This window comes from Streptomyces sp. LHD-70 (genome assembly GCF_031157275.1).
Classification (GTDB): Bacteria; Actinomycetota; Actinomycetes; order Streptomycetales; family Streptomycetaceae; genus Streptomyces.
Window position 1 is genome coordinate 398696 of record NZ_JAVIFW010000005.1, and the last position, 24533, is coordinate 423228.

General features: G+C 68.7%; 29 protein-coding genes, 2 pseudogenes and 1 riboswitch. Of the genes and pseudogenes, 25 read left to right on the forward strand and 6 right to left on the reverse strand.

The window, feature by feature from the left end; all coding sequences use genetic code 11:
* Positions 1–17: 17 nt before the first annotated feature.
* The 15 genes and pseudogenes from RCO28_RS12645 (at position 18) to RCO28_RS12715 (ending at position 9862) form a co-directional block, all read left to right on the forward strand.
* Positions 18–704 carry a toprim domain-containing protein gene (locus tag RCO28_RS12645; RefSeq protein WP_308941148.1) on the forward strand — a complete coding sequence of 229 codons (687 nt, stop codon included), beginning with the start codon at positions 18–20 and terminating at the stop codon, positions 702–704.
* Positions 697–1233, forward strand: a complete 537-nt coding sequence (locus RCO28_RS12650; protein WP_308941149.1) for a DUF3310 domain-containing protein — start codon at positions 697–699, stop codon at positions 1231–1233. The genes RCO28_RS12645 and RCO28_RS12650 overlap by 8 nt, the downstream gene beginning before the upstream one ends.
* Positions 1230–1997 carry a metallophosphoesterase gene (locus tag RCO28_RS12655; RefSeq protein ID WP_308941150.1) on the forward strand — a complete coding sequence of 256 codons (768 nt, stop codon included), beginning with the start codon at positions 1230–1232 and terminating at the stop codon, positions 1995–1997. Before RCO28_RS12650 ends, RCO28_RS12655 begins: the two co-directional genes overlap by 4 nt.
* Positions 1990–2565: a hypothetical protein gene (locus RCO28_RS12660; protein ID WP_308941151.1), complete on the forward strand. Its 576-nt coding sequence runs from the start codon at positions 1990–1992 to the stop codon at positions 2563–2565. The genes RCO28_RS12655 and RCO28_RS12660 overlap by 8 nt, the downstream gene beginning before the upstream one ends.
* The gene (locus tag RCO28_RS12665) at positions 2562–2789 is read left to right on the forward strand and encodes a hypothetical protein (protein ID WP_308941152.1); all 228 of its coding nucleotides are present in this window, start codon (positions 2562–2564) and stop codon (positions 2787–2789) included. The genes RCO28_RS12660 and RCO28_RS12665 overlap by 4 nt, the downstream gene beginning before the upstream one ends.
* Positions 2786–4795 (forward strand): ribonucleoside-triphosphate reductase, adenosylcobalamin-dependent, encoded by a 2010-nt coding sequence (nrdJ, locus tag RCO28_RS12670; RefSeq protein WP_308941153.1) that lies wholly within the window; start codon positions 2786–2788, stop codon positions 4793–4795. The genes RCO28_RS12665 and nrdJ overlap by 4 nt, the downstream gene beginning before the upstream one ends.
* Before the next feature lie 70 nt (positions 4796–4865).
* The gene (locus RCO28_RS12675; protein ID WP_308941154.1) at positions 4866–5420 is read left to right on the forward strand and encodes a hypothetical protein; all 555 of its coding nucleotides are present in this window, start codon (positions 4866–4868) and stop codon (positions 5418–5420) included.
* Positions 5421–5504: 84 nt separating this feature from the next.
* A complete protein-coding gene (thyX, locus tag RCO28_RS12680; protein WP_308941155.1) occupies positions 5505–6197 on the forward strand; it encodes an FAD-dependent thymidylate synthase in 693 nt (230 codons plus the stop codon).
* On the forward strand, positions 6194–6436 hold the full coding sequence (locus RCO28_RS12685) for a hypothetical protein (RefSeq protein WP_308941156.1): 243 nt from the start codon (positions 6194–6196) through the stop codon (positions 6434–6436). Before thyX ends, RCO28_RS12685 begins: the two co-directional genes overlap by 4 nt.
* Before the next feature lie 14 nt (positions 6437–6450).
* The gene (locus tag RCO28_RS12690; RefSeq protein WP_308941157.1) at positions 6451–8253 is read left to right on the forward strand and encodes a DNA polymerase; all 1803 of its coding nucleotides are present in this window, start codon (positions 6451–6453) and stop codon (positions 8251–8253) included.
* 9 nt (positions 8254–8262) lie between these two features.
* Complete coding sequence (locus tag RCO28_RS12695; protein WP_308941158.1) at positions 8263–8433, forward strand: hypothetical protein; 171 nt, start codon at positions 8263–8265, stop codon at positions 8431–8433.
* A 41-nt stretch (positions 8434–8474) separates the two neighbouring features.
* Positions 8475–8723, forward strand: coding sequence for a hypothetical protein (locus tag RCO28_RS12700; protein WP_308941159.1), 249 nt, complete (start codon positions 8475–8477; stop codon positions 8721–8723).
* Positions 8710–8904, forward strand: a complete 195-nt coding sequence (locus tag RCO28_RS12705) for a hypothetical protein (protein WP_308941247.1) — start codon at positions 8710–8712, stop codon at positions 8902–8904. Before RCO28_RS12700 ends, RCO28_RS12705 begins: the two co-directional genes overlap by 14 nt.
* A gap of 19 nt (positions 8905–8923) precedes the next feature.
* A pseudogene (locus RCO28_RS12710) lies at positions 8924–9289 on the forward strand (cytidine/deoxycytidylate deaminase family protein); the annotation flags it as partial.
* A 237-nt stretch (positions 9290–9526) separates the two neighbouring features.
* The gene (locus RCO28_RS12715) at positions 9527–9862 is read left to right on the forward strand and encodes a hypothetical protein (protein ID WP_308941160.1); all 336 of its coding nucleotides are present in this window, start codon (positions 9527–9529) and stop codon (positions 9860–9862) included.
* Here the strand turns inward: RCO28_RS12715 and RCO28_RS12720 are convergent.
* The 6 genes and pseudogenes from RCO28_RS12720 to RCO28_RS12745 form a co-directional block, all read right to left on the reverse strand.
* Complete coding sequence (locus RCO28_RS12720) at positions 9859–11640, reverse strand: recombinase family protein (RefSeq protein WP_308941246.1); 1782 nt, start codon at positions 11638–11640, stop codon at positions 9859–9861. The genes RCO28_RS12715 and RCO28_RS12720 overlap by 4 nt on opposite strands.
* 98 nt (positions 11641–11738) lie before the next feature.
* Positions 11739–11894, reverse strand: a pseudogene (locus RCO28_RS12725) (nitrate reductase); the annotation flags it as partial.
* Between the two features lie 60 nt (positions 11895–11954).
* Positions 11955–13190 carry an MFS transporter gene (locus RCO28_RS12730; protein ID WP_308941161.1) on the reverse strand — a complete coding sequence of 412 codons (1236 nt, stop codon included), beginning with the start codon at positions 13188–13190 and terminating at the stop codon, positions 11955–11957.
* Positions 13191–13245: 55 nt separating this feature from the next.
* A complete protein-coding gene (locus tag RCO28_RS12735) occupies positions 13246–13641 on the reverse strand; it encodes a hypothetical protein (protein WP_308941162.1) in 396 nt (131 codons plus the stop codon).
* A complete protein-coding gene (locus tag RCO28_RS12740; RefSeq protein WP_308941163.1) occupies positions 13638–14381 on the reverse strand; it encodes an NAD(P)H-binding protein in 744 nt (247 codons plus the stop codon). Before RCO28_RS12740 ends, RCO28_RS12735 begins: the two co-directional genes overlap by 4 nt.
* 103 nt (positions 14382–14484) lie before the next feature.
* On the reverse strand, positions 14485–15408 hold the full coding sequence (locus RCO28_RS12745) for an RNA polymerase sigma-70 factor (RefSeq protein WP_308941164.1): 924 nt from the start codon (positions 15406–15408) through the stop codon (positions 14485–14487).
* A gap of 164 nt (positions 15409–15572) precedes the next feature.
* A riboswitch (FMN riboswitch) is annotated at positions 15573–15703 on the forward strand.
* A gap of 153 nt (positions 15704–15856) precedes the next feature.
* Between RCO28_RS12745 and ribD the strand changes: the two genes are divergently transcribed.
* The 10 genes from ribD (at position 15857) to RCO28_RS12795 (ending at position 24425) form a co-directional block, all read left to right on the forward strand.
* On the forward strand, positions 15857–16972 hold the full coding sequence (gene ribD / locus RCO28_RS12750) for a bifunctional diaminohydroxyphosphoribosylaminopyrimidine deaminase/5-amino-6-(5-phosphoribosylamino)uracil reductase RibD (protein ID WP_308941165.1): 1116 nt from the start codon (positions 15857–15859) through the stop codon (positions 16970–16972).
* Between the two features lies 1 nt (position 16973).
* On the forward strand, positions 16974–17600 hold the full coding sequence (locus tag RCO28_RS12755) for a riboflavin synthase (protein ID WP_308941166.1): 627 nt from the start codon (positions 16974–16976) through the stop codon (positions 17598–17600).
* Entirely contained in the window at positions 17597–18247 is a 651-nt protein-coding gene (locus RCO28_RS12760; RefSeq protein WP_308941167.1) for a nicotinamide mononucleotide transporter family protein, read from the forward strand. The genes RCO28_RS12755 and RCO28_RS12760 overlap by 4 nt, the downstream gene beginning before the upstream one ends.
* A complete protein-coding gene (locus RCO28_RS12765) occupies positions 18244–19512 on the forward strand; it encodes a bifunctional 3,4-dihydroxy-2-butanone-4-phosphate synthase/GTP cyclohydrolase II (RefSeq protein ID WP_308941168.1) in 1269 nt (422 codons plus the stop codon). Before RCO28_RS12760 ends, RCO28_RS12765 begins: the two co-directional genes overlap by 4 nt.
* 51 nt (positions 19513–19563) lie before the next feature.
* Positions 19564–20049, forward strand: coding sequence for a 6,7-dimethyl-8-ribityllumazine synthase (gene ribH / locus RCO28_RS12770; RefSeq protein ID WP_282536044.1), 486 nt, complete (start codon positions 19564–19566; stop codon positions 20047–20049).
* Positions 20050–20084: 35 nt separating this feature from the next.
* A complete protein-coding gene (locus RCO28_RS12775; protein ID WP_308941169.1) occupies positions 20085–20357 on the forward strand; it encodes a phosphoribosyl-ATP diphosphatase in 273 nt (90 codons plus the stop codon).
* Between the two features lie 47 nt (positions 20358–20404).
* Entirely contained in the window at positions 20405–21253 is an 849-nt protein-coding gene (gene hisG, locus RCO28_RS12780) for an ATP phosphoribosyltransferase (RefSeq protein WP_308941170.1), read from the forward strand.
* A gap of 28 nt (positions 21254–21281) precedes the next feature.
* The gene (locus RCO28_RS12785) at positions 21282–21728 is read left to right on the forward strand and encodes a PH domain-containing protein (RefSeq protein ID WP_308941171.1); all 447 of its coding nucleotides are present in this window, start codon (positions 21282–21284) and stop codon (positions 21726–21728) included.
* Positions 21729–22002: 274 nt separating this feature from the next.
* Positions 22003–23346 carry a hemolysin family protein gene (locus RCO28_RS12790; RefSeq protein WP_308941172.1) on the forward strand — a complete coding sequence of 448 codons (1344 nt, stop codon included), beginning with the start codon at positions 22003–22005 and terminating at the stop codon, positions 23344–23346.
* Positions 23343–24425: a hemolysin family protein gene (locus RCO28_RS12795; protein ID WP_308941173.1), complete on the forward strand. Its 1083-nt coding sequence runs from the start codon at positions 23343–23345 to the stop codon at positions 24423–24425. Before RCO28_RS12790 ends, RCO28_RS12795 begins: the two co-directional genes overlap by 4 nt.
* Positions 24426–24533: the final 108 nt, after the last annotated feature.

Consider the following 24533-nt stretch of genomic DNA (forward strand, 5'->3'; position numbering starts at 1 on the left):
CGAGGAAGGACTCGGGTTTGTCGAAGCTCAGCGCTTCGCAGAAGGCCGGTTTGATATCGGCAGCCAAGCAGTACAGCACGCAATACGAAGCAAGCCCCGCCGAGGAGCTGATCGTCTCCCGCGGTTTGGGAGCGCTGGCGGGGAAGTTCGGACTCGGCTTCGTTTCGGAACCGGTGGTCGGACATGAGCGGTACCGCGACCACATCGCGATCCCGTACCTCCGGCCGGCAGGCGGACAGCACGCCGTGGCCACGCTCCGCTTCCGCAGGGTCGACAGCCTTGTCACCGCGGGGGCCGCGGACCTCGACGAGTTCGAGGACTCGCTAGCGGGAGCCAAGTACCTCAGCCTTCCAGGGCACAGCCCGCAGCTCTTCAACACGCAAGCACTCCTGACCCACCTGCCCTATGTCGCCCTCTGTGAAGGGGAGTTCGACGCCATGGCCGCCGAAGCGGCAGGTGTTCCGGCGGTGGGACTGCCCGGAGTCTCCTCCTGGCGCGACCACTTCGACCCGGCCTTCGCCGGATTCGAGACCGTCTTCGTCCTCGGCGACGGCGACGAAGCGGGCCGCAAGTTCACGCACAAGATGTGCGAGCGCCTGCCGAACGCCAAGGGCATCGACCTGGGCGACGGCTACGACACCAATCAATTCATTCAGCAGTACGGCTATGAAGCGTTTCGCGGGAAGTTGGGTCTCAATGGCTGAGTACAAGACCGGCGACACGGTCCAGGTGAGGACCATCAACGGCCAGATGGCCACCTGGCTCTACGGCGAGCGCATCGGCACCGTCGTGAACGTCTACGAGGGCGCCATCTACCCCTACGAGGTCAAGTTCGCCAACGTCGGCGAACTCTGCTTCGCCGGAGACGAGCTGCGCCTCCTGGCGCCGGAGGCCCCCGAGCAGAACCCCGGCCGGCGCCTCCTCGCCGAGGCCGCGGGACCGGCGTACGGCGTCGACACCCAGGAGGCGCAGAAGGTCATGAAGTCCGCCTTCAACTCTGCCCAAAAGGTTGATTTGAGTACTCCTGATGTTGTGAAGCACCCTTCGCACTACACCAGCCACCCCAGCGGCATCGAGTGCATCGAGATCACGAAGCACATGAGCTTCACCCTCGGCTCGGCCATCAAGTACCTCTGGCGCGCAGGACTCAAGGACGACGCGATCCAGGACCTGGAAAAGGCCCGCCAGTACATCGAAATCGAGATCCAGCGTCTCAAGGAGTCGTCTAAGTGAAGACCTTCGTATTCGTCAGTGACCTCCAGATGCCCTACCACGACCGGAAGGCATGGCGGGCCGTCCTCAACTTCATTGGCGACACCCAGCCCGACGAAGTCGTGAACATCGGCGACGTGACCGACTACCCCCAGCCGAGCCGCTGGACCAAGGGCACGAAGTCCGAGTTCGAAGGCGGAGCACTCAAGGATGCCGCCTACACCCGCCGCTACTACTGCGAAGCCCTCCGAGCCGAATATGACGGCCCCTCCAGCCTCCTCGGCTCCAACCACGGCCTCCGGCCCGGACAGTACTTCGCCAAGAACAACCCGGCCCTCCTGGACGACGAGCATCCGAACCCGTTCACCGAGGACAAGCTCCTGCGCCTGGACGAGTACGGCATCGACTTCCACGAGGACTTCTACGACTTCGCCCCCGGCTGGACAGCCACCCACGGCCACCTCGGCTTCAGCCTCAGCCGCTACGCCGGAGGCACCGCGATGGGCGCGGCCCGCAAGATCGGCAAGTCCGTCGTCTGCGGCCACACCCACCGGGCCGGAGTCATCTCCGAGTCCCGCGGCTACAAGGGTCGCGTCGAGACCCTGACCGGTCTCGAAATCGGAAACCTCATGGACATGAAGCAGGCCAACTACCTGAAGCACGGCGCAGGTAACTGGCAGCAGGCATTCGGAATCGTCCGCGTCAGCGGGACCAAGGTGTTCCCGGAACTCGTAATGATCAACAACGCTGCATTCATTGTGAACGGGGAGAAGTACAGTGCCTAACTCCGAGACTGTCGAGCTGGATTGGGCATACCTCTCTGACCTCGCCGACAAGGTCGCTTACAACATCTCGCAGAAGTGGGCCATCGTCGAAAAGGACGATGTGAAGCAGGAAATCCTGATGCACGCCTACGAGCACCGGCCCGCGATCGAGGCCAACTACGCCAGCGAGGACTTCCTCTGGAAGATCTTCAACAAGGCAGGCACCCAGTACGCGTCCAAGGAACGCAACTACTACGACCTCCAGGACGACACGTACTACTACACCCCCGACGAGGCGAAGGCCGCCCTGCGCACCTTCCTCTACACGGATGAGGAGCTGGGGCAGATGGTCGGCAAGAAGGACGACCTCCTGTCGTCCCGCGTGACCGACAACCTCGTTTCCGCGCGTATCGACGCCTCTGCCTCCCTCAAGAAGCTGCCTGAGCGGTATCAGCAGCTCCTCATGAAGCGGCACGTCTACGGAGTGCCTGTCTCCGAGCAGAGCGACCGCATGGCCCTCTCGCGGGCCGTCGTCGCCCTCGCTCAGCAGATGAACCGCACCATCCGGACCCGGAAGGCCGACGCGTGATCGAGACCGTCAAGACCTACCGCAGCCCCGCGCCAACCTTCGCAGGCCAGCGGCCCGTTCAGATCAAGGTCGTCTTCGACCACAAGCCCAACTCGTCGACCTACGTCGGCTACTGGGACGAGAACGGCGACCCCCACGAGATGAACCTCGCACCGCGAGACCTCACCGCACTTCTTTCCATGCTGCACGCAGCCGACTTCGCCAAGGACACGGAGACCGAATGACCTTCCCCACCGACACCGCCAAGACCGTCTACGAGCGCACCTACTCCCGCATTAAGCCGAACGGCGAGCACGAGACCTGGCCCGAAACTGTCCGCCGCGTCGTGGACGGCAACCTGGCCCTCGTCGAGCCCCGCTACCACCGCGCCGACGAGCGCGCCCGGCTCATCGAGCTGATGGAGGACTTTAAGCTCCTGCCCGCCGGCCGCCACCTGAAGTCGTCCGGCGTCTCCGACTACGCCCTCAACAACTGCTGGGCCGCGGGCTGGGACGCCACCCGCCCGGAGAAGCACTTCACGTTCGTTCTGCTCCGCCTCGCCGAAGGCGGCGGGGTCGGCTCGAACTACTCGGCCCGCTACCTCGCTGACTTCCCGGACGTGCGTGTCCCCGTCGAGGTGCACATCGTGTGCGACCCGAACCACCCCGACTTCGCCGCGCTCAAGGCGGCAGGGCTGATCTCGGACGCGTACGGCCACGACTGGGCCGGCGCCTATGCGGTCGAGGACTCGCGAGAGGGCTGGGCCGGTGCACTGGGCGACCTGATCACCACTGCCCACGACCCGGCCACGAAGCACACGGCTCGCGTGTACGACGTATCCCGCGTCCGCCACAAGGGCGCTGCGCTGAAGTCCTTCGGGGGCACCGCGAGCGGCCCGCAGCCGTTCGCCGAGCTGCTGGTGAACTCCGGCAAGGTGCTGTCCGCTGCTGTGGGTCGGCCGCTGAACGGCCGGGACGCCATGTTCATCGACCACGAGATAGCCAAGTGCATCGTCTCGGGCGGTGTGCGCCGCTCGGCCCGCATGAGCATCATGCGCTGGGATGACCCGCTCATCGACTGGTTCCTCGGCTGCAAGGCCGACTCCGAGCAGTCCATGTGGACGACGAACATCTCGGTCGAGGTGGACGCCCACTTCTTCGAGGTGCTGAACAAGCTCGACAGCCCGAGCTACCCCATCCTCCGCAAGATCGCCGAGGGCGCCCGCACCACGGGCGAGCCCGGCTTCTGGAACTCGGCCAAGACCGCCGAAGGAGAGGTCGACGGCACGTTCACGGTCAATCCGTGCGGAGAGGCGACGCTCACCCCGTGGGAGCCGTGCTGCCTCGGGAACGTCAACCTCGGTGCGTTCGTGGGCACTGCGGGGATCGTCGACTGGGACGGCCTCCACGAGGCCCACTACCTGATGACCCGGTACCTGATCCGCGCCACCATGGCGCCGGTCGCCGACAACCGCTCCAAGAAGGCGATCAACCGGTACCACCGCATTGGCGTCGGACACCTCGGGTTCGCTGACTTCCTGGCCAAGCAGGGCGTCCTCTACACCGAGGCCCCCGAGGACCGGCTTGTCCGGGCCGCACTGGAGAACCTTGCCGGTGTCGTCGACCAGGCGGCCGACGAGTACTCGAACGAGCTGCGCATCCCGCGGCCGATCAAGACGCGCGTCATCGCCCCGACCGGCACCACGAGCAAGCTGGCCGGCGCCTCCGGTGAGGGCATCCACGCTCCGTTCGCGACGTACTTCCTGCGCCGCATCCGCTTCTCGATGGTCGAGCCGTCCGAGGTGCGGCAGGTGGAGGAGTACCGGATCAAGGGGTACAAGGTCGAGCCGTGCATCTACGCGGCGAATACCGCGGTCGTGGAGATCCCGACGAAGGACCCGCTCCTGGAGCAGGTGCTCGACCCGTCGTACGTGCAGCACGCGGGGCAGCTTTCGCTTCGCGACATGCTCGCGGTGCAGAAGCTCTACCAGGAGTGCTGGGCGGACCAGGCGGTGTCGTACACGGCGTCGATCGACCCGGAGCTGTACTCGACCGAGGATGTCGAGCTGGCTCTGCGGGAGTTCATGCCGGACCTGAAGGGCTCCACCCTGTTCCCGGAGTTCAGCCGGTCGCAGGCGCCGTACGAGCGCCTGACAAAGGAGGAGTACGAAGCAGAGGTCGCCCGGCTCGGGATCGAGACCGCGGACACCTCGTACGACGAGATCTGCGCCTCCGGTGCATGTCCCGTGTGACCTTCACCTCTGCCTAAAAAGTTGATTTGAGTACCGCGTGAGCGTACTCTGAAAGAGAAGGAGAAAGCGCATGAGCAACGACCCGTTCGCCGACGTGTCCCCGTGGGACGAGCCCACCGAAGCCCCCACCGCCGAGACCCCCAAGGAGTCGCCTGTGACCACTGCCCCCGCCACCGTTTCCACCGCCCCCAACCCGTTCAAGATCGGCCTCACCTTCAAGGCCGCATCCGGCTTCGACGCCGAATGGATCACCCCGACCGTCTACGGCGGCTCCGCCGATGAAGTTGCACAGCGCACCGTCGACCTGATCGGCGCCCTCAAGGAGCACGGCGTCATCGAGCTGGCGAGCAAGGCCGCGGAGTACACGCGAGGGCAGTTCAAGGGTGCCTCCGGCGGCGCCGCGAAGGCGGCCCCGAAGCGCTTCGAGGGTGGCCGGGTCGTCGCGGCCGGCGGTGACGGTGGAGGCGGTGCTGCCGAGGGCGACACGACCTGCGTCCACGGCCAGCGCACGCACCGTACGGGCGCGACCTGGGAGGCGATGTTCTGCCCGGCCCGCGAGAAGTCCGAGCAGTGCCCGCCGGCCTGGAAGGACAAGAAGACCGGGCGGTTCGTCGTCAAGGGCTGATGGCCGTTCATTCATGCCCTAAAAGTTGATTTGAGTATCGGGGGCCGGTTCGGTCCGGCCCCCGCTCTCCTCCTGAAGGACTTCATGCACATCGAGTACCGCTCCGACATGACCGTTGAACTGGTCGACTCCATGGGAGACGACCACAGCATTGCCCGCGCGGCCCGCGTCTCTTCCGGCACCACCGGAACCCCCGACAAGGACCGCGGCCTGATCAACATGCTGATGCGCGACCGGCACGGCAGCCCCTTCGAGGCCGTCACCTTCCAGTTCCGTATCGAGTGCCCGCTCTTCGTGGCCCGAGAGTTCTTCCGCCACCGGATCGCCTCGTACAACGAAGTCTCCGGCCGCTACCAGGAGATGCAGCCCGTCTTCTACGTCCCCGACGAGCACCGCCCGCTCAAGCAGGCCGGAAAGCCCGGCGCCTACAAGTTCAAGGCCGGCACCCCACAGCAGGCGATCGACGCCATGGTCATGCACCAGGACGCCGCCGCAGAGGCGTGGAGCCGCTACCGGTTCATGCTGGACCGCGGAATCACCCGCGAAGTGGCCCGCAACGTACTGCCGTTGAGCCTGTACACGAGCTTCTACGTGACCTTGAACCTGCGCTCACTGCTCAACCTGCTCTCCCTGCGCTGGGCGCACCCGGACAGCACCGTGCCCACGTTCCCCCTCGCCGAGATCGAGGCCGTGGCCCAGCAGATTGACCAGTTCGCCCGCACCGTCGTCCCCGACGCCATGACGGCCTTCGACAAGAACGGACGTGTCGCCCCGTGACCGAGATCCAGCACCAGAACGGCGTGATCAAGACCGAGGCGTCCGCACGGCCCACGATCTCCCACACCGGGGAACGCACGGTGACCGTCGAAGCCACCTACCGGGCCGACGAGCACTTCGCCAGTTCAGAGGTTGTCCACCTCTCAAGAGCCGCTGCTCTCAAGGTCATTCGCGACATCGCCAAGGCCCTGGACGCCCACCTGGCCGACGCCGTCACCCAGTACCTAGCCGAGGAATGAGATAGGAGGTCGCCTTGCGGCTCATCGAGTACCCGATCAAGGGTCAGACGGTTCGCATCCACGTCGTTGAGACCGAGGACGACCTTCCCGACTTTGAGTCCTTCATCCTGGCCAACCAGGATCTCCTTGCGCACGACTCCGAGACGACGGGCCTGGACTGGTGGAACGCCAGCGTCGGCACCTTCCGGGCCCGTCTCTGGCAGTTCGGCAACGCGTACGAGTCGTTCGTCGTGCCCGTCGAGAAGGACCGACCGTTTCGCAACGCGGTCCGCTGGGCGCTCAAGACCGCGTACCGGCTCATCGCGCAGAACGGCACGTTCGACCTTCACGTTGCTGAAGGCTGTCTCGGCATCCCGATGGAAGAGCTTGCTCCCAAGAGCTGGGACACCAAGCTGTTCGCCCACCTCGTCGACCCTCGGGCCGTCAAGGAAGGCGGGCCCGGCCTCAAGCTCGAAGAGCTGACCAAGCACTACATCTGCCCTGTAGTGGCCGATGAGGTCAAGGGCTCCATGACGGCCATCGCCAAGGAACTCAAGGTCAAGAAGGACGACGTATGGCCCGTCATCCCAATCGACCACCACGGCTACAACCTGTACGCGGGCATGGACCCCATCCTCGCCTTCCGGCTCTTCAAGATCCTCAAGCCGAAGGTTCCGGTACGCAGCCGGAAGAAGGGACTCATCTCCTGGGAGCACCGCCTCGCCCACATCACGGCGAAGATCGAGCGCCGGGGATACCTGCTCGACCAGGCGTACGCACAGGCCAAGTCGGAGGAGCTGTACGAGCAGCAACTCAAGTGGGAAGAGGTCGCACGCCGCGAAGGCGTCGACAACGTCAACTCCAACGCACAGATCATCGCCGCCCTTCAGGGGCGCGGCGTCAAGCTCACCAAGAAGACCAAGAAGGGGAACCTATCGGTCGATGACGAAGTACTGTCCGCGGTCGGCATTCCGCTGACCGAGGCCATCATCCAGGCCAAGAAGGCGATGAAGTGGAAGGCCACCTGGTTCGACCGGGCCCTTCACGGCCAGGACGCCGAAGGCCGAGTGCACGCGAGCATCAACTCCTGCCAGGCCAGGACGGCTCGTATGACCATCTCGGGCGCCGTACCGGCACAGACCCTTCCGGCCGGCGACTCGTACGTCCGACACTGCTTCCTCGCCGAACCGGGACACGTCACCGTAAGCAGCGACTACGGAAACATGGAGCTGCGCGTCCTCGCCGCCTTCAGCGGCGACCCGACGATGCTCGACGCGTTCCACCGCGGCCTGGACCTCCACCAGATCACCGCCGACGCCGCAGGCGTCGACCGCAAGGCAGGCAAGGGCACCAACTTCACCGTCTGCTTCGGAGGCGGCTGGAAGGCCATCGTCGAGCAGTACGGCGTATCGGAGGTCGAAGCCAAGAAGGCCGTCAAGGCGTTCTGGGAGACCTACCCCGGCGTGAAGCGCCTGGCCGACCGCCTACAGCGCGAGGCCCGCCGCACCGGCTACATCTACACCGGCACCGGCCGACGCATACCCGTCGACCGCGACCGGATCTACGCCGCCCTCAACTACTTCATCCAGTCCACCAGCCGTGACATCACGGCCCGAGCCCTGATCGAACTCGACCGACACGGATACACCGAGTTCGTTCGCCTCCCCATCCACGACGAGCTGGTCTTCAGCTTCCCCGAGGACCGCGCCACCGAGCTGGCCGAGAAGACCGCGCGAATCATGGAGATGGCCGTCCGCGGCCTCCTGGTCCCCGTGGACGCCGAGATCGGCAAGCAGTCGTGGGGGAGCGTCCTCGACCTCGAAGCAAGCAAGCACTAGGAGCCGCGCATGTACGCCAACTACCTCGGCGACGACCAGGTTCAGGTCACGTTCGAGTCCGACGACCTTGAGGCCGTCATCGACGCAGTGAAGACCGGCATGGACCGGGCTAAGGGCGGCCTCATCGACCCGGCCGCCGTCACCGAGTTCCTTCAGGAAGTCGAGTACGTCCAGGGCTGACAGCCCACTTACCCATCCCCAAAAAGTTGAATTGAGTACCCATGGCTGATCAGAACCCCTTTGACGAGCTGGTGTCCAACATCGAGACCGAGTTCAACCAAGCCCTCATCGAGAAGCGCGGAACCATCACGCTCATGCTCGCCCGCATCGCCGGAACGATCTACACCGAAGCCATCGCACACGGCGTACCTCACGTCCTGGCACAAGAGATGGCCCAGGACTACTGGATCAAGGAGATGCATCCCGGAGCAGTCATCGTCACCGAAGGCGAGGACGATGCCGACCACTGAGTACGACCTTGACTGCTACCTCCACAACCGGCTCTCCAACTTCAGCACCGAAGAGCTTGAGGCTCTGGCCTCGCTCATCCACTTGGGCCTCAGGAGCCTCGAAGAGGACCGCACTCTGGCCTACGAGCTGGAGCAAGAGATCACCGAAGAACTCGACTCCCGAGAGGGCACAGCCATATGAACGCCCCGACTGGGACGACTACTTCCTCGGCATCACACAGGCGGTCGCAGCGCGCGGCGACTGCTGCCGAAGCCGCGTCGGCGCGGTCCTCGTCGGACCCGACCACCGCATACGCGCGACCGGCTACAACGGAACGCCTCCGGGAGGCCCGTCTTGCCTCCGTGGAGAGTGCGAACGGTGTGCGTCTCAAGTCCCGTCAGGAACGGGCTATGAGAACTGTCTTGAGACACACGCCGAGGCTAACGCTCTCCTACACGCGAGCTGGCAGGACTGCCAAGGGGCAACGCTCTACATAACCCGCGCACCCTGCCGCGACTGCTCCAAGCTCATCCGCTCGGCCGGCATCCACCGCGTGGTGTGGCCCGACCACATCAACACCATCTGACACAGCACAACGAAGAGGCCCCCTCGGGCGAGGGGGCCTCTTCCTGTTCCAGGAGCACCACATGAACCGGGACACCGAAGTCCGCCCCTACGAAGACTGCATGGACGACTTCTGGCAGACCATCGCCGAAATGACGGTCAAGTACGCAGACCGCCTCAACCGGAGCTAGGTCTCTGCCGGATCAGTGGACCTCTAGCCCGACCTCCGCCGGGGAGACAGGTTCTCTACTCTGGTCGGATGACGACGCACACGCTGGACACGGTGACCGCGCTGCTTCACAACCTGTCCGATGAGACGGAGTCCGGCAGGCGAATCCCCACCGCTCCAGAGCTGACCTGCGCCGAGTATGTGCTCCAGGCGTCTGGCGAGCCCACTGAGGTGATTTGCGATGCGCTGAGGCTCGCCGGTCCGGATGTCGCCCCAAAAGGCAGCACGTTCGCCGTGACCCTTGTCCACTGCGCGGGCCTCCTACGCTCGGCCTCTGCTGCCGAGTCACCAGACGGACAGGCGCTCATCGCTCTCCTACACCGCACCATGTCCACCGTGGCTAACGCCCCCAGGCAGCACAGCTAGGCCACCGTGCCCACATCCGCCTGCGTCACCTCGGGCTTCGGCGGCGGCGCCACCCACATCGGGTACACCGTCGTCTTCGTCTCCGGATCACGGCCACGGTGCACCCGTATCGTCCGCACCAGCTTCTTCAAGATCACACGCTGGTCATCAGGATCAGCCACATCGAACACGTCCAACGCCGACGCCACAGCATCCGGCGCCGGCCGCGGGATGATCACCGGCTGGTCAGCAATCCGCTTCCGGATCAGAGCGCTCTCCTCACGGAGGGCGCTCTTCTGTGTTTCGTACTCCGCCCTCCTCCGGCGAGCAGCCTCGGGGCTGATCAGCTCATCCAGCACCGCATCCGTCAGCTTGTCCTCCTTGCGGCGCAGCTCGGCAATCTCGTCATCGATCACCTTGAGCCGGACCAGGTCCGCATTCGCCTCGAACGTCTTCGCCGCCTCGGCCTGAACCTGCTCGACCCGAGACGCCACACTCAGTGCCCCGTCCGCGTCACCGTCGATCTGCTCCACGAGGTACTGCCGCGCCGCGGCCTGTGCCGTCTCCAGCGTCACGTACACACCCCCGCCGGGGCAGTCCTTGAACTTCATGTGCCGTGTGCACCGGAACAGAACGTCGCGGGGATCGGGCTTGCCGTCCACCCACGGCTTCTGGACCTTCTTGGCGCGGAGCATCGAGTGCATGTTGCCGCCGCAGCCGAAGCACGTGAGCACGCCGGAGACGGAGTACTTCGCCGAGTGGTCGTGGTTCTTGTCGTCGTTGTCCCGGCCGCTGAGGCGGCGGGCGACGTACGCGTCCCACAGACGCTCGCACTCCACCTCGTCGTCGATCACGGCCTTGTGCTTGCCCTTGTAGTACAGGTACGCCGTGATGTCCCGGTGCGCGCTCTTGCGCTTCCTCTTGGTGGTCCCGTCCTCGCGGGTGATCACCGTGTACAGCTCTTCGGGGAGCGTGTACCGGACGAAGCCCAGGGCGAACCCCGTGTCGAGAATGGAGTACAGATCGCCTGCGTCGATCTCCCGCCCCGTCCAATTGACGATCTTGTGTTTCCGGAGCCAGAGCACCATGCTCCGGACCGACAGGCCCTCGGCGTAGTCCGAATACAGCTTCACGTAGATGGGGCAGTACTCGGTGATCGGATTGAGGATGCCCTCCTTGCACTTCGGGCACTTGTCGACCGGCTTGCCCTTCTCCGGCGGAGGGCAGGTGTCGCAGCGGTAGTACCCGAACTTTCCGCGGGCAGCACTGCCGTGGGGGAGTCCCCGATTCTTGCGGCGTTCGATCGCCGCCTTCCACATGTCCGACTTCTGGTTCGACTCCAGCTCCGCGATGTTGAGCATCTGTGCGATGGCGAACCGGCCAATGGTCGTCTTGCCGTCGAAGTCTTCGTGGGCTGCCCGGACCTCGATGCCATAGGCAAGAAGATCATCAAGGTGCTGGAGGCTTTCGCGGAGGTTGCGGCCGAAGCGAGACCAGATCCAGAGGATCAGGACATCGAACTCCTTGTTCCGCGCCATCTCCTTGATCTCGGAGATCTTGCGATCTTCGAATTCACGGCCGGACTCACCGAGGTCCATGATCGGCTCGACAATGACATCAATGTCATTCGCGTCCGCGAGCTTCTGCGCGTGGCTGATCTGAAGCTCGGGGCTGATCATGTCTGCGCGGGCGATGGAGACGCGGACGTAGATCACGCCGCGCTTTTTGCGACGGAAGGTCGCTGGGATGTTGTCTTCCACTGCTGGGCGCAGACGGATAGGTGCAGGTGCGGGGGACATGATGCTCACGCCTTTCAACAATACGTGTCGTGAACATCCGTCGATAAAGGGGGATAGGTCGGGCTCTCTGGAGCCAGGCAGCCCTAGTGATGCACTCCCGGAGCGACGAAGGACGCCCCGAACATCGCGACCACGTGCTGCGCCCCGAGCCCGGCCGTGCGCGGCCAGGAAAGCCGCTCGTCGGGGCGGACCACGGCGCCCGGTGCGGGGGTGCGGCCATCGCCGTGGAGTTTCCAGCGGACGCCGAGGTTCATGGCCGGGATTCACTTTCGTTACGTCTTAAATGAGCAGGGCCATGTTAGAGGGTGGCGAAATCAAGCCCGTCCGGCGTTCGAGGACGAGCCCGAAGGGCGATCGGCGGTCACGCCGGTGCCGGGTGCCGTCACTGCCGCGCGGTCCTTGCCTCGCAACACCCCCGCGAACACCACAAGACCGAACGCCAGCGCCGTCACCAGGCCGAACGACGCCACCAGCGACGTCGCGTCCGCGATCGCGCCGATCGCCGAGGGGGCGATCAGTCCCGAGGTGTACGTGATGGTCGCGACGCCCGCGATCGCCAGGCTCGGGTTGTCGCCGCTGCGCCCCGCCGCCGCGAACGCCAGCGGTACGACGACGGCGATGCCGAGCCCCAGGCAGCCGAAACCGGCCATGGCCTGCGCCGGGTGCGCCGAGGTCACCACCAGGAGGCCGCCGACGGTCGCGACCACCCCGCCGACGCGGACCGTGCGCACCGCCCCGAACCGGTCGACCACCTTGTCGCCCGCGATCCGCGCCACCGCCATCGTCAGCGCGAACGCGGTCGTGCAGGCGGCCGCGAGCCCGGCCGAGGTCTCCAGCTCGTCCCGCAGGTACACCGCCGACCAGTCCAGGCTCGCGCCCTCCGCGAACACCGCGCAGAACCCGACGAGCCCGATGAGCACGGCGGACTTCGGCGGCAGCGCGAAGCGCGGCGGCGGCTCCTCGTCCGGGGTGGGGCGCAGGTCGAGCACGCCCTGGCAGAACACCAGGCCGAGCACGGTCAGAACGCCGGAGGCCAGCGCGTGGTGCAGCCGGGCGTCCGCCCCGAGGTGCGCGGCGAGCGTGCCGGCCGCCGAACCGATCAGGGCGCCCGTGCTCCACATGCCGTGCAGCCCGGACATGATCGAGCGGTCGAGCCGGTTCTCCACCTCCACGCCGAGCGCGTTCATCGCGACGTCCGACATCCCGGAGGTCGCCCCGTACACGAAGAGCGCGGCGCAGAGCGTGACCAGGTTCGGGGCGAGGGCGGGCAGCACCAGGGAGAGCGTCCACAGGGCGAGCAGTCCGCGCAGCGCGGTGCGGGCGCCGAAACGGTGGCTGATCGCGCCCGCGAGCGGCATCGCGACGGACGCGCCGATCGCCGGGAACGCGAGGGCGAGGCCCAGCTGGCCGGCGCTCACACCGGCGTGCTCCTGGATCCACGGCACCCGCGTCGCGAACGAGCCCGTCACCGAGCCGTGCACGCAGAAGACGGCCGCGACGGCGTACCGCGCGCGCCTCAACTGCCGTGTGCCGTAGTCCGGTTCACTCATCTCCGCGCCCTTCCGGGAGGCCTGTCCGCACCGCTGCCGTAGCGTATGCCGAGCGTCAGTCCCGGTGGGGCGCGCTCCGGCCCACGGCCACCAGGAGCGCCACGGGCAGCAGCACACCCATCCCCAGTGTGAACATGAGGCCCGCCGCGCTCGCCGTCGACAGCGGCGCCAAGTGGGCCGCGTGGAAGGCGAGATGGGGCACTGTGAAGGCCAGCAGCGCGACCAGGGCCACCATCGTGAGCCGCCGCTCGGTCCACCACGCCGCCGCGCCGAGTATCACGGCGAGCGACAGGTACTGCGCGCCGTGGTCGAACAGCAGATGCTCGTTGTACGGCGGCACCACAGACACCCACGGCACGTCCCAGAACGACTTGGGCACCAGCAGAATCCAGCCGCCGACCAGCAGCTGCGCGGCAGCGAGAAACGCCGTGCCCACACGTACGGAGCTCATCGGGCCGTCCTCCCCACGAACTCGCCGAACGTGCCCTCGCCGACCGCGTGTTCAGGCGTCAGCAGACCCCCCGCCCGCAGCGCCCCGAACAACCGCCCCGGAACCCGCACCCCGAGCACCGGGCGCCGCTTGCCGCTCGCGCGCAGGTACGCCCGTACGAGCGCCTCCAGGGACAGCACCTCCGGCCCGCCCATCTCCGGAACATGCCCCGCCGGATCGCCGAGGGCCAGCTCGACCAACCGCCCCGCCACCTCGTCCACCGCGACCGGCTGCAGCCGCACACCCGTCGGCGCGAGTGCCACGGGGAGCTTCGTCAGGCCGCGGGCGAACGTCAGGGCCAGGTCGTGGAACTGCGTCGTCCGCAGGATCGTGAAGCCGAGCCCGGACTCCTCGATCAGCCGCTCCACCTGCAGTTTCGTGCGGTAGTAGCCGAGCGGTACGCGGTCGATGCCGACGATCGAGATGTAGACCAGGTGCCGCACCCCGGCCGTGCGTGCCGCGTCGATGAGGTGGCGCGCGGCCTCCACGTCCGCACCGCTCTTCTGCGTACTCGCGCAGTGCACGATCACCTCGGCCCCGGCGACGGCGTCCGCGAGGCCCGCGCCGGTCCGCAGGTCCACCGGGTACTGCTCGGAGCGGCGGCTCAGCTCCCGCACCTCGTGCCCGCCGCTCGCCCGCAGCCGCTCGGTGACGAACCGGCCGAGGGTGCCGGTGCCGCCGGTCACCAGGATCGTGGTCATGGTCGTTCGGTCCCTTCGGGGTGGGGCGCTCCCGGGTGGAGCGCCCGTCACCAGCTGAGAACCGGCGAGCGTGCCCGGATGTGACAACCGCGCCGAAAAAACTTCAGCGGGGCCCGCCGGCCTCCAACCCGACCGCCGCCAACTGGCGCCGTACGAAAGAGAGCTTGTCCGGGTTGACGACGACCCGCACGTCCGCGATCACCCCGTCGCGTACGTCGAACGAGGCCACGGCCGTCAACTCGCCGCCCAGGTACGCCACGAGCGCCGTCCAGCCGTTGACCTCCGCGGCCTCCAGCTCGATGCCGACGAGGAACCGCTCCGCCGCACCGGCCAGGAACCGCAGCACCTTCTCCCGGCCCTCGATCGGCCGCCGCGCCGCCGTGATCCGGCCGCCGCCGTCCCCCCACCAGGTCACGTCGTCCGCGAGCAGCTTCTCCAGACCGGCCACGTCGCCCTCGCGCGCCGCCGCGATGAACGACTCCACGAGCCCCCGCTGCTGCTCCGGCCGCGGCACGAACCGCGGCGTCCGCGCCGCCACCCGCCGCACCGCCCTGCCGTACAGCTGCCGCGCGTTGGCCTCACTGACGTCGAGCACCCCGGCGATCTCCCGATGGCTGTACGCGAACGCCTCCCGCAGCACGTACACCGCGCGCTCCGCCGGGGTCAGCCGTTCGAGGAGCACGAGCAGCGCCGTAGAGACCGAGTCCCGCTGCTCCGCCGAGTCCAGCGGGCCGAGTGCGCCCGCGCCCGTCACCACCGGCTCGGGCAGCCACGGCCCCACGTACTCCTCGCGGCGGGCCCGCGCCGACGTCAGCCGGTTGACGCAGAGGTTGGTGACGACCTTCGCCAGCCACGCCGCCGGCTGCTCGATGTCCTCGCGGCGCGCCCCCGACCAGCGCAGATACGCGTCCTGCACCGCGTCGTGGGCCTCCTCGGCGGAGCCGAGCAGACGGTAGGCGAGGGCGAACATGCGGGGCCGATGGGTCTCGAACTCGGCTGCGAGCGCGGGCGCGGGCGTGGTCGTCACGGCGACAGCGTGCCAGAGGGCGCGGCGGGCACCGGCGGGGGAGCGGTGCCCCGAATCGGGCCGACCTGACGAAGTCGAGACTTTCTCGGCCCTGTGAGTCAGCCCACAGGCCTTCGCCCGCATGGGTGACGATCAGCCGTGGCACACTGACCGTGTAACAGCAGCAGCGCACTCCGGGGTCGGTGTAATTCCGAACCGGCGGTAATAGTCCGCGACCCGGCCGCATCCAGTGGCCGGTTGAGCAGGTGAAATTCCTGCACCGACGGTGAAAGTCCGGATGGGAGGCAGTGCGCGGCGGGCAGGCACATCCGTGTATGCCGCGCCGTCGGTCCGTCCTACGTCAGGACGGCCGTCGTCCGGCGTCCCCGGTGCTCAGTGTTCCTCGCCCGTCAGATCTGTCGTCATCGACAGGCCCCGGAGTCCGTGCCCGAAGAGGCAGGAGGACCCGGTGGCCACCGCAGCCGAAGCAGCCGCCATGCGGCAGGCGATCACGCTCGCCGCGCGCGCACTCGGCGCCACGAGCCCCAACCCGGTCGTCGGCTGTGTCGTCCTCGACGCCGCCGGAACCGTGGTCGGTGAGGGTTACCACCAGCGCGCCGGCGGACCGCACGCCGAGGTCCACGCCCTGCGCGCCGCCGCAGGCAGGGCCCGCGGCGGCACCGCCATCGTCACCCTCGAACCCTGCAACCACACCGGCCGCACCGGCCCCTGCGCCCAGGCCCTCCTCGACGCCGGCATCGCCCGCGTCGTCTACGCCGTCCCCGACCCCGACCCCGCGGCCACCGGCGGCGGACAGCGGCTGCGCGAAGCCGGCGTCGACGTCGAGCAGGGACTCCTGGAGGACGAGGCCCGCGCGGGCAACATCGCCTGGCTCACCTCCGTCAACTCCGGCCGCCCGTACGTCACTTGGAAGTACGCCGCGACCCTCGACGGCCGCATCGCCGCCGCCGACCGCAGCAGCCGCTGGATCACCTCGCCCGAGTCCCGCGCCGACGTGCACCGGCTTCGCGCCGAGTCGGACGCCGTCGTCGTCGGCTCCGGCACCCAGCGCGCCGACGACCCGCATCTCGCGGTGCGCGGGGTCGAGGGTGCGGTGCAGCCGCTGCGGGTGGTGGTGGACACGGAGTGCTGTTCGGTTCCGCGGGGCGCCCGCGTCGTCGACGACGCGGCCGAGACCGTCATCGTGGTCGCCGACGATCTGGATCCCGACTTTCTCGTCGAGTCCGGGGGCGGGGAGTTCTGGTCGCTGCCGCGCGCGAAGGGCGGCCACGGCATCGACATCCCGTCCCTCCTCGCCGCCCTGCACGCCCGCGGCGTCCGCTCCGTACTCCTCGAAGGCGGGCCCACCCTCGCCGGTGCGTTCGTCGCCGCCGGAGCCGTCGACCGCGTCGTCGGCTACCTCGCGCCCGTCCTGCTCGGCGCGGGCCCCGCCGCCCTCGGCGAGGCCGGAATCAGCACCATCGCCGACGCCCTGCGGCTCGACATCACCGAGACCGTCCGCATCGGCCCCGATCTCCGCATCACCGCCGTCCCCGCCGTCCCCTCCTCCCCTAAGGAGCACTGAAGTGTTCACCGGAATCGTCGAAGAGCTGGGTGAGGTCACCGCCGTCGAGAACCTCGGCGACGCCTCCCGCTTCCGCCTGCGCGGCCCCGTCGTCACGCAGGACGCCGCGCACGGCGACTCCATCGCCGTCAACGGGGTCTGCCTCACCGTCGTGGAGCACGAGGGCGACGAGTTCACCGCCGACGTGATGGCCGAGACGCTGAACCGCTCCAGCCTCGGCGCGCTCCGCGAGGGCTCCCGGGTCAACCTGGAGCGGCCCACGGCGGTCGGCGCCCGGCTCGGCGGCCACATCGTGCAGGGCCACGTGGACGGTGTGGGCACGATCGAGGAGCGCAAGCCGTCCGAGAACTGGGAGATCGTGAAGATCTCCCTGCCCGGCCAGCTCTCCCGGTACGTCGTGGAGAAGGGCTCCATCACCGTCGACGGTGTCAGCCTCACCGTCGTCGACGCCGGACCGGCCTCCTTCACCATCAGCCTCATCCCCACCACCCTCGCCCTGACCACGCTCGGCTTGAAGCAGCCCGGCGACCCGGTCAACCTCGAAGTGGACGTCATCGCCAAGTACGTCGAGCGCCTCCTCGGCGACCGGGCCGCGGAGGCGGACAAGGCCCCGGAGGCAGGGAAGTGAGCGCCCTGAACTGGCTGAACGCCGAGGCCTTCAGCGCCTTCGGCCAGCACGTCATCTGGTCCGACATGATCGGCAACACCATCGGGCTCGCCGCCCTCGCCCTCGGCTGGCGCCGCTCGGTGTGGACCTGGCCCGCCCAGTTCCTGTCCGGCCTGATCCTCGTCGGGGCGTACGCCTCCGCGCAGCTCTCCGGCGGCGTCGGCAAGCAGCTCCTCGTCATCGGCGTCGCCCTGTGGGGCTGGCGGCAGTGGAGCCGCGGCACGCAGCAGGCCCAGGACGGCTCCATCGCCGTACGGTTCGCCACCTGGAAGGAGCGCGGCGCGCTCCTCGCCGCGGCGGCCGTCGGCACCCTCGCCGTCGGCGGGCTCTTCACCGCCTACCCGTCCCTGTCCTGGAGCCCCTGGGCGGACGCGTACATCTTCGTCGGGACCCTCGTCGCGATGGTCGCCCAGGCCCGCGGCCTGGTGGAGTTCTGGTTCGCCTGGCTCCTCGTCGACCTCGTCGGCGTCCCCCTCGCCTTCAACAGCGGCCTCGCCTTCTCCGGCCTGGTCTACGTGATCTACCTCGCCCTCGTCCTGTGGGGGATGCGCGACTGGTGGCTGCGCTCCCGCGTGACGGCACCCGCCCTGGAAGGAGCAACGGCATGAGCACCGCACCTCTCTGGTACGCCGACGACGACCGCGAAGAGCACCTGGTCCTGGACCCCGTCGAGCAGGCCGTCGCCGACATCGCGGCCGGCCGCCCGGTCGTCGTGGTCGACGACGAGAACCGGGAGAACGAGGGCGACCTCATCGTGGCCGCCGAGAAGGCGACGCCCGAGATCATCGCGTTCATGATGAGCGAGTGCCGGGGCCTGATCTGCGCGCCCATGGAGGGCGACGAACTCGACCGCCTCGAACTCCCGCAGATGGTCGAGCACAACACCGAGCTGATGCGGACGGCCTTCACCGTCTCCGTCGACGCGGGCCCCGCGCACGGCGTCACCACCGGCATCTCCGCCGCCGACCGCGCCACCACCCTGCAGCTCCTCGCCGACGGCCGCGCCCAGGCGAGCGACTTCGTCCGCCCCGGCCACATCTTCCCGCTGCGCGCCCGCACCGGCGGCGTCCTCGTCCGCAACGGCCACACCGAGGCCGCCGTCGACCTCGCCCGGCTCGCGGGCCTGCGCCCCGCAGGCGCCATCGTGGAGATCGCCGGCGAGGACGGCACGATGCTGCGCCTGCCCGAGCTGATCCCGTTCGCCCGCAAGCACGGCCTGACGATCATCTCCATCGAGGACCTGATCGCCTACCGCCGCTCCAGCGAACCCACCGTCCACCGCGAGGCCAAGGTCCAACTCCCCACGGCCCACGGCGAGTTCACCGCGTACGGCTACCGCTCCTCGGTCGACGGAGTCGAGCACGTCGCCCTCGTCCAAGGCGAGATCGGCGACGGCGAGGACGTGCTCGTACGCGTCCACTCCGAGTGCCTCACCGGGGACGTCTTCCACTCCCTGCGCTGCGACTGCGGGCCCCAGCTGGAGGCCTCCATGCGGCGCATCACCGAGGAGGGCCGCGGCATCGTCGTCTACCTGCGCGGCCACGAGGGGCGCGGCATCGGCCTGCTCTCCAAGCTGCGCGCGTACGCCCTCCAGGAGCGCGGCCGCGACACCCTCGACGCCAACCTGGAACTCGGCCTGCCCGCCGACGCCCGGGACTACGCAGCCGGCGCGCAGATCCTCGCCGACCTCGGCGTGCGCAGCCTGCGCCTGCTGACCAACAACCCGGAGAAGAGCCAGGCCCTCACCGCCCACGGCCTCAAGGTCACGAGCCGTGAGCCGATGCCCGTGCAGGCGGGCGAGCACAACCTGACGTACCTGCGTACCAAGCGCGACCGCATGGGCCACGAACTGCCCTGGCTCGACGCGCAGTAGCGCGCGCAGCACCACCAACCCGTACAGCACCAGCACACCCCGAGGAGAGACGTGAGCGGCAAGGGCGCACCCGTACTGAGCGTGGAGAACTGCAGCGACCTGCGAGTCGCGGTGATCGCGGCCCAGTGGCACGAGCAGGTCATGGACGGACTCGTCGACGGCGCCCTGCGCGCCCTGCGCGAGCTCGGCATCGACGAGCCGACCCTGCTGCGCGTGCCCGGCAGCTTCGAGCTCCCGGTCGTCGCCAAGGTCCTCGCGGAGCGCGGCTACGACGCGGTGGTCGCCCTCGGCGTCGTCATCCGCGGCGGCACCCCGCACTTCGACTACGTCTGCCAGGGCGTGACCAACGGCCTCACGCAGGTCTCCATCGACACCGGCGTGCCCGTCGGCTTCGGCGTGCTGACCTGCGACACCGAGGAGCAGGCCCTGGACCGCGCCGGCATCGAGGGATCGAGCGAGGACAAGGGCCACGAGGCCGTCACCGCGGCCGTCGCCACCGCCACCACGCTCCGTTCCGTCTCCGAGCCCTGGCGCTGAGGGGGGCGGAAGGGCCGCGTAGAGTAAGCCTCACCATGTCCAATAAGACGTTCGAGGAGCTCTTCTCCGAGCTCCAGCACAAGGCCGCCCACGCCGACCCCGCCACGTCCCGCACCGCCGAACTGGTGGAGAAGGGCGTGCACGCGATCGGCAAGAAGGTCGTCGAGGAGGCCGCCGAAGTCTGGATGGCCGCCGAGTACGAGGGCAAGGAAGCCGCCGCCGAGGAGATCTCCCAGCTCCTGTACCACGTACAGGTGATGATGGTCGCCCGCGGCATCTCCCTCGACGACGTCTACGCCAACCTCTGATCCACCCGTTCACACCCCGTTTTTCCAGAGCAAAGGAAGCCGACCTCATGCTGCGCATCGCCGTCCCCAACAAGGGTTCACTGTCAGGACCTGCGTCGGCGATGCTCCATGAGGCCGGCTACCGGCAGCGCAAGGAGTCGAAGGAACTCGTCACGGTCGACCCCGACAACGAGGTCGAGTTCTTCTACCTGCGCCCCAAGGACATCGCGATCTACGTGTCCTCCGGCAAGCTCGACATCGGCATCACCGGCGAGGACCTCCTGATCGACTCCGGCGCCAAGTCCGAGGTCATCCTGCCGCTCGGCTTCGCCCGCTCCACGTTCCGCTTCGCCTCCCGGCCCGGTGCCGTCAAGGACGTCGCGGACCTCGCGGGCCGCACCATCGCCACCTCGTACGAGGGCATCGTCGCCAAGTACCTCGACGAGCGCGGCGTGGACGCCTCCGTCGTGCACCTCGACGGCGCCGTGGAGACGGCCATCGAGCTCGGTGTCGCCGACGCCATCGCGGACGTCGTCGAGACCGGCACCTCGCTGCGCAACGCGGGCCTCGAGGTCTTCGGCGAGCCGATCATGCGGTCCGAGGCCTGCGTGATCCGCGCCAAGGGCAACGACGGCGACGACCCGAAGGTCCAGCAGTTCCTGCGCCGCCTCCAGGGCGTCCTGGTCGCCCGGACGTACGTGATGATGGACTACGACTGCCGCGCCGAGCACCTGGAGAAAGCCGTCGCCCTCACCCCGGGCCTGGAGTCGCCGACGGTCTCGCCGCTGCACAACGAGGGCTGGGTCGCCGTCCGCGCCATGGTCCCCGCGAAGGGCGCCCAGCGCATCATGGACGACCTCTACGACCTGGGTGCGCGGGCCATCCTCACCACCGCCATCCACGCCTGCCGCCTCTGAGCGCGCCCCAGCCGACGGAATCCCGCACATGTCCGAACTGCCCCCGCTGCCCGTCACGTTCCGGCCCGGCCGCACCCGCGCGGTGCTGCTCACCGTCGGCGTCGCGGCGTTCGTGGCGATCACCACCGTCGCCCTGCTCCTGGAGACCCTGAGCCCCGGCGAGCGCGCCAGCTTCGTCTTCACGGCCGCGCTGTTCCTCGGCGTGCTCGTGCTGCTCGCCCGCCCCAAGGTCGTGGCCGACGAGTCCGGCGTCACCGTCGTCAACCTCGCCACCCGCCGCACCCTGGAGTGGGCCGAGATCGTCCAGGTCAACCTGCGCCCCGGTGACCCCTGGGTGTTCCTCAACCTGAGCGACGGCACCAGCCTGCCCGCCATGGGCATCCAGCCCGGCATCGCCAAGGAACGCGCCATCCGCGACGCCCGTACGCTGCGGGCCCTCGCCGAGGCCCACGGCGCCGGAGCCGGCCTCACCTGAACGGGTCCCGCGCACGTCTCGCGTCGGCACCCCGCATGACCTCGGTGGGTGCGGGGCAGAAGCCCCGCACCGCTGGGCTCCAGGCCCTGCACCAGCGGTCGCCTTCTTGATTACTCTGGTGCGGGTGGCGACCCCAGCGCGCCCCGCCCCGCACCACAGCACCCCGGGCCGGTCCCGGCCGCGGGGCCTTCCTGCGAACCGAGGAGTGACTTACTCCGGCAATGGACGGATCGTCCTGTAGTACCTGCGCCGCCCCCTTCCGGCTGGCGGCGACATGACCATCCCTTTGCTGCTTCTCGCGGCGGCCTTCCTGCTGATCCTCGCCAACGGCTTCTTCGTGGCGGCCGAGTTCGGCCTCGTCACCGTGGAGCGCGCCGACGCCGAGCGCGCCGCGGCCGAAGGCGACCGACGGGCCCGCCGCGTCGTGAAGTCCCTGCGCGAGCTGTCCTTCCAGCTCTCCGGCACCCAACTCGGCATCACCCTCACCTCGTTGGTGGTCGGGATGCTCGCCGAGCCCGCCCTCGCCCAGCTGCTCGCCGGGCCGCTCACCGCGGTCGGTCTGCCGGACGGCGCCGTACCGGGCGTCTCGGTCCTCATAGGCATGCTGCTCGCGTCCGCCGTCCAGATGGTGATCGGCGAGCTCGTCCCGAAGAACTGGGCGGTGTCCCGGCCGATGCAGGTCGCCCGGTTCGTGGCCGGACCGCAGCACGCCTTCGCCCGGCTCTTCCGCCCGGTGATCGCCGGACTCAACGCCGTCGCCAACCGTCTCGTACGGGCCTTCGGCGTCGAGCCCGCCGAGGAGCTGGCCTCCGCCCGGACCCCCGACGAGCTGGTCTCCCTGGCCCGGCACTCCGCCGAGGCGGGCGCGCTGGAGGAGGACACCGCCGACCTGTTCGTGCGTACCCTCTCCCTCGGCGAGCTCACCGCGCAGCACGTGATGACCCCGCGCGTGAAGGTCAGCGCCCTGCAGGCCTCGGCCACCGCCGCCGACGTCGTCAACCTCACCCGCGCCACCGGCCTGTCCCGCTTCCCCGTCTACCGCGAGCGGATCGACGAGATCATCGGCGTCGTCCACCTCAAGGACGCCCTCGCCGTACGCGTCCAGGAACGGCACCGCGCCCCGGTCGGCCGGATAGCGGTGCCCCCGCTGCTCGTCCCGCAGACCCTGCCCGTACAGCCTCTCCTGGAGCGGCTGCGCAGCGAGCAGCCGATGGCCGTGGTCGTCGACGAGTACGGCGGCACCGCCGGGGTGGTCACCCTGGAGGACATCGTCGAGGAGCTGGTCGGCGAGGTGCGCGACGAGCACGACATACACGACCTGCCCCAACTCGCCGCCGCCCCGGCCGAGGACGGCCGCCCCGCCTGGGAGGCCGACGGCGGCTGCCGCCTCGACACCCTGCTCCGGATCGGCCTCGAAGCGCCCGAGGGCCCGTACGAGACGGTCGCCGGACTCGTCGCCGACCTCCTCGGCCGCATCCCGGTCCCCGGCGACCGGGCCGAACTGCCCGGCTGGCAGCTTGCGGTGCGCCAGGTCGACCACTACCGCGCCGAGCGCGTCCGGCTCGTCCGTACCGCCCTCGTCTCCGCTCCGGCCACGACTGCGGAGGCGGTCCGATGAGCCTGCTGCAACTCCTCTTCGCCGTCCTCCTCGTGCTCGCCAACGGCTTCTTCGTCGGCGCCGAGTTCGCGCTCGTCTCGGTCCGGCGCAGCCAGATCGAACCGCTCGACGGCAAGCGCCCCCAGCAGGTCCTGTACGGCCTGGAGAACCTGCCGCAGATGATGGCGGCCGCCCAATTCGGCATCACCGTCTGCTCGTTGACGCTCGGAGCGGTCGCCGAGCCGACCGTCGCGCACCTCCTGGAGCCCGTCTTCCACGCGGCACACGTCCCGGAGGGCCTGATCCATCCGCTGGGGTACGTGATCGCCCTGGCCGTCGTCGTCTTCCTGCACCTCGTCATCGGCGAGATGGTGCCGAAGAACCTGGCGATGGCCGCGCCCGAGAAGACCGCGCTGTGGCTCAGCCCGGGCCTGGTCGCCTTCGCCCGCCTCTGCCGCCCGGTCACCGTCGGCCTCGGCGCGTGCGCCCGGCTGGTCCTCAAGCTGTTCCGGGTCGAGCCGAAGGACGAGGTGGAGGCGGTCTTCACCAGCGTGCAGCTGGGGCAGCTCGTCGAGGACTCCCGGCAGGCCGGACTCCTCGAACCGGCCGAGCAGGAACGCCTGGAGGACGCCCTGGGGCTCGGCTCCCGCCCGGTCACGGACGTACTCCTCACGCGCGCCGCGCTGGTCACCGTGGACCCGTCCGTCACACCGCACCGGATCGAGGAGCTGACCGTCCGCACGGGCTACTCGCGCTTCCCGGTCCGCGCGGAGGGCGGCGCGTTCATGGGCTACCTGCACGTGAAGGACGTCCTCGACCTGGAGGACCCGGAGCGGGCCGTGCCCCAGCAGATCTGGCGCCCGCTGCCCCGGCTCAGCGCCGAACTCCCGCTGGACGACGCCCTGACGGTGATGCGCCGCGCGGCCACGCACCTCGCGCAGGTCGCGGACGCCTCGGGCCGGGTCCTCGGCCTCGTCACCCTGGAGGACGTCCTGGAACTCCTCGTCGGCGAGGTCCGCGACCCGGCACATCGGGCGGTCCCGCTGGTACGGGTGGGGGAGCCTCGGGCGGAGGCGGTGGTGGAGGTGGTGGCGGGTTAGGCGCCGCTCCTCAAACGCCGGAGGGGCTGGCTTCTTAAGGGGCGCGGGGAACTGCGCGACCAGCCACGACGGCGCGGCAGCCGATCGACGGCAGGAAAAGCCTCTCCG

Bases quoted from the DNA above. Each gene is read 5' to 3' on its own strand.
- RCO28_RS12675 (WP_308941154.1), top strand. From the start codon at position 4,866: ATGAGCAACGACCCGTTCGCCGACGTGTCCCCGTGGGACGAGCCCACC.
- RCO28_RS12740 (WP_308941163.1), bottom strand. From the start codon at position 14,381: ATGACCACGATCCTGGTGACCGGCGGCACCGGCACCCTCGGCCGGTTC.
- RCO28_RS12785 (WP_308941171.1), top strand. From the start codon at position 21,282: ATGTCCGAACTGCCCCCGCTGCCCGTCACGTTCCGGCCCGGCCGCACC.
- RCO28_RS12775 (WP_308941169.1), top strand. From the start codon at position 20,085: ATGTCCAATAAGACGTTCGAGGAGCTCTTCTCCGAGCTCCAGCACAAG.
- RCO28_RS12705 (WP_308941247.1), top strand. From the start codon at position 8,710: ATGCCGACCACTGAGTACGACCTTGACTGCTACCTCCACAACCGGCTC.
- RCO28_RS12700 (WP_308941159.1), top strand. From the start codon at position 8,475: ATGGCTGATCAGAACCCCTTTGACGAGCTGGTGTCCAACATCGAGACC.
- RCO28_RS12735 (WP_308941162.1), bottom strand. From the start codon at position 13,641: ATGAGCTCCGTACGTGTGGGCACGGCGTTTCTCGCTGCCGCGCAGCTG.
- RCO28_RS12790 (WP_308941172.1), top strand. From the start codon at position 22,003: ATGACCATCCCTTTGCTGCTTCTCGCGGCGGCCTTCCTGCTGATCCTC.
- thyX (WP_308941155.1), top strand. From the start codon at position 5,505: ATGCACATCGAGTACCGCTCCGACATGACCGTTGAACTGGTCGACTCC.
- RCO28_RS12720 (WP_308941246.1), bottom strand. From the start codon at position 11,640: ATGTCCCCCGCACCTGCACCTATCCGTCTGCGCCCAGCAGTGGAAGAC.
- RCO28_RS12650 (WP_308941149.1), top strand. From the start codon at position 697: ATGGCTGAGTACAAGACCGGCGACACGGTCCAGGTGAGGACCATCAAC.
- RCO28_RS12795 (WP_308941173.1), top strand. From the start codon at position 23,343: ATGAGCCTGCTGCAACTCCTCTTCGCCGTCCTCCTCGTGCTCGCCAAC.
- nrdJ (WP_308941153.1), top strand. From the start codon at position 2,786: ATGACCTTCCCCACCGACACCGCCAAGACCGTCTACGAGCGCACCTAC.
- RCO28_RS12715 (WP_308941160.1), top strand. From the start codon at position 9,527: ATGACGACGCACACGCTGGACACGGTGACCGCGCTGCTTCACAACCTG.
- RCO28_RS12730 (WP_308941161.1), bottom strand. From the start codon at position 13,190: ATGAGTGAACCGGACTACGGCACACGGCAGTTGAGGCGCGCGCGGTAC.
- hisG (WP_308941170.1), top strand. From the start codon at position 20,405: ATGCTGCGCATCGCCGTCCCCAACAAGGGTTCACTGTCAGGACCTGCG.
- RCO28_RS12695 (WP_308941158.1), top strand. From the start codon at position 8,263: ATGTACGCCAACTACCTCGGCGACGACCAGGTTCAGGTCACGTTCGAG.
- RCO28_RS12765 (WP_308941168.1), top strand. From the start codon at position 18,244: ATGAGCACCGCACCTCTCTGGTACGCCGACGACGACCGCGAAGAGCAC.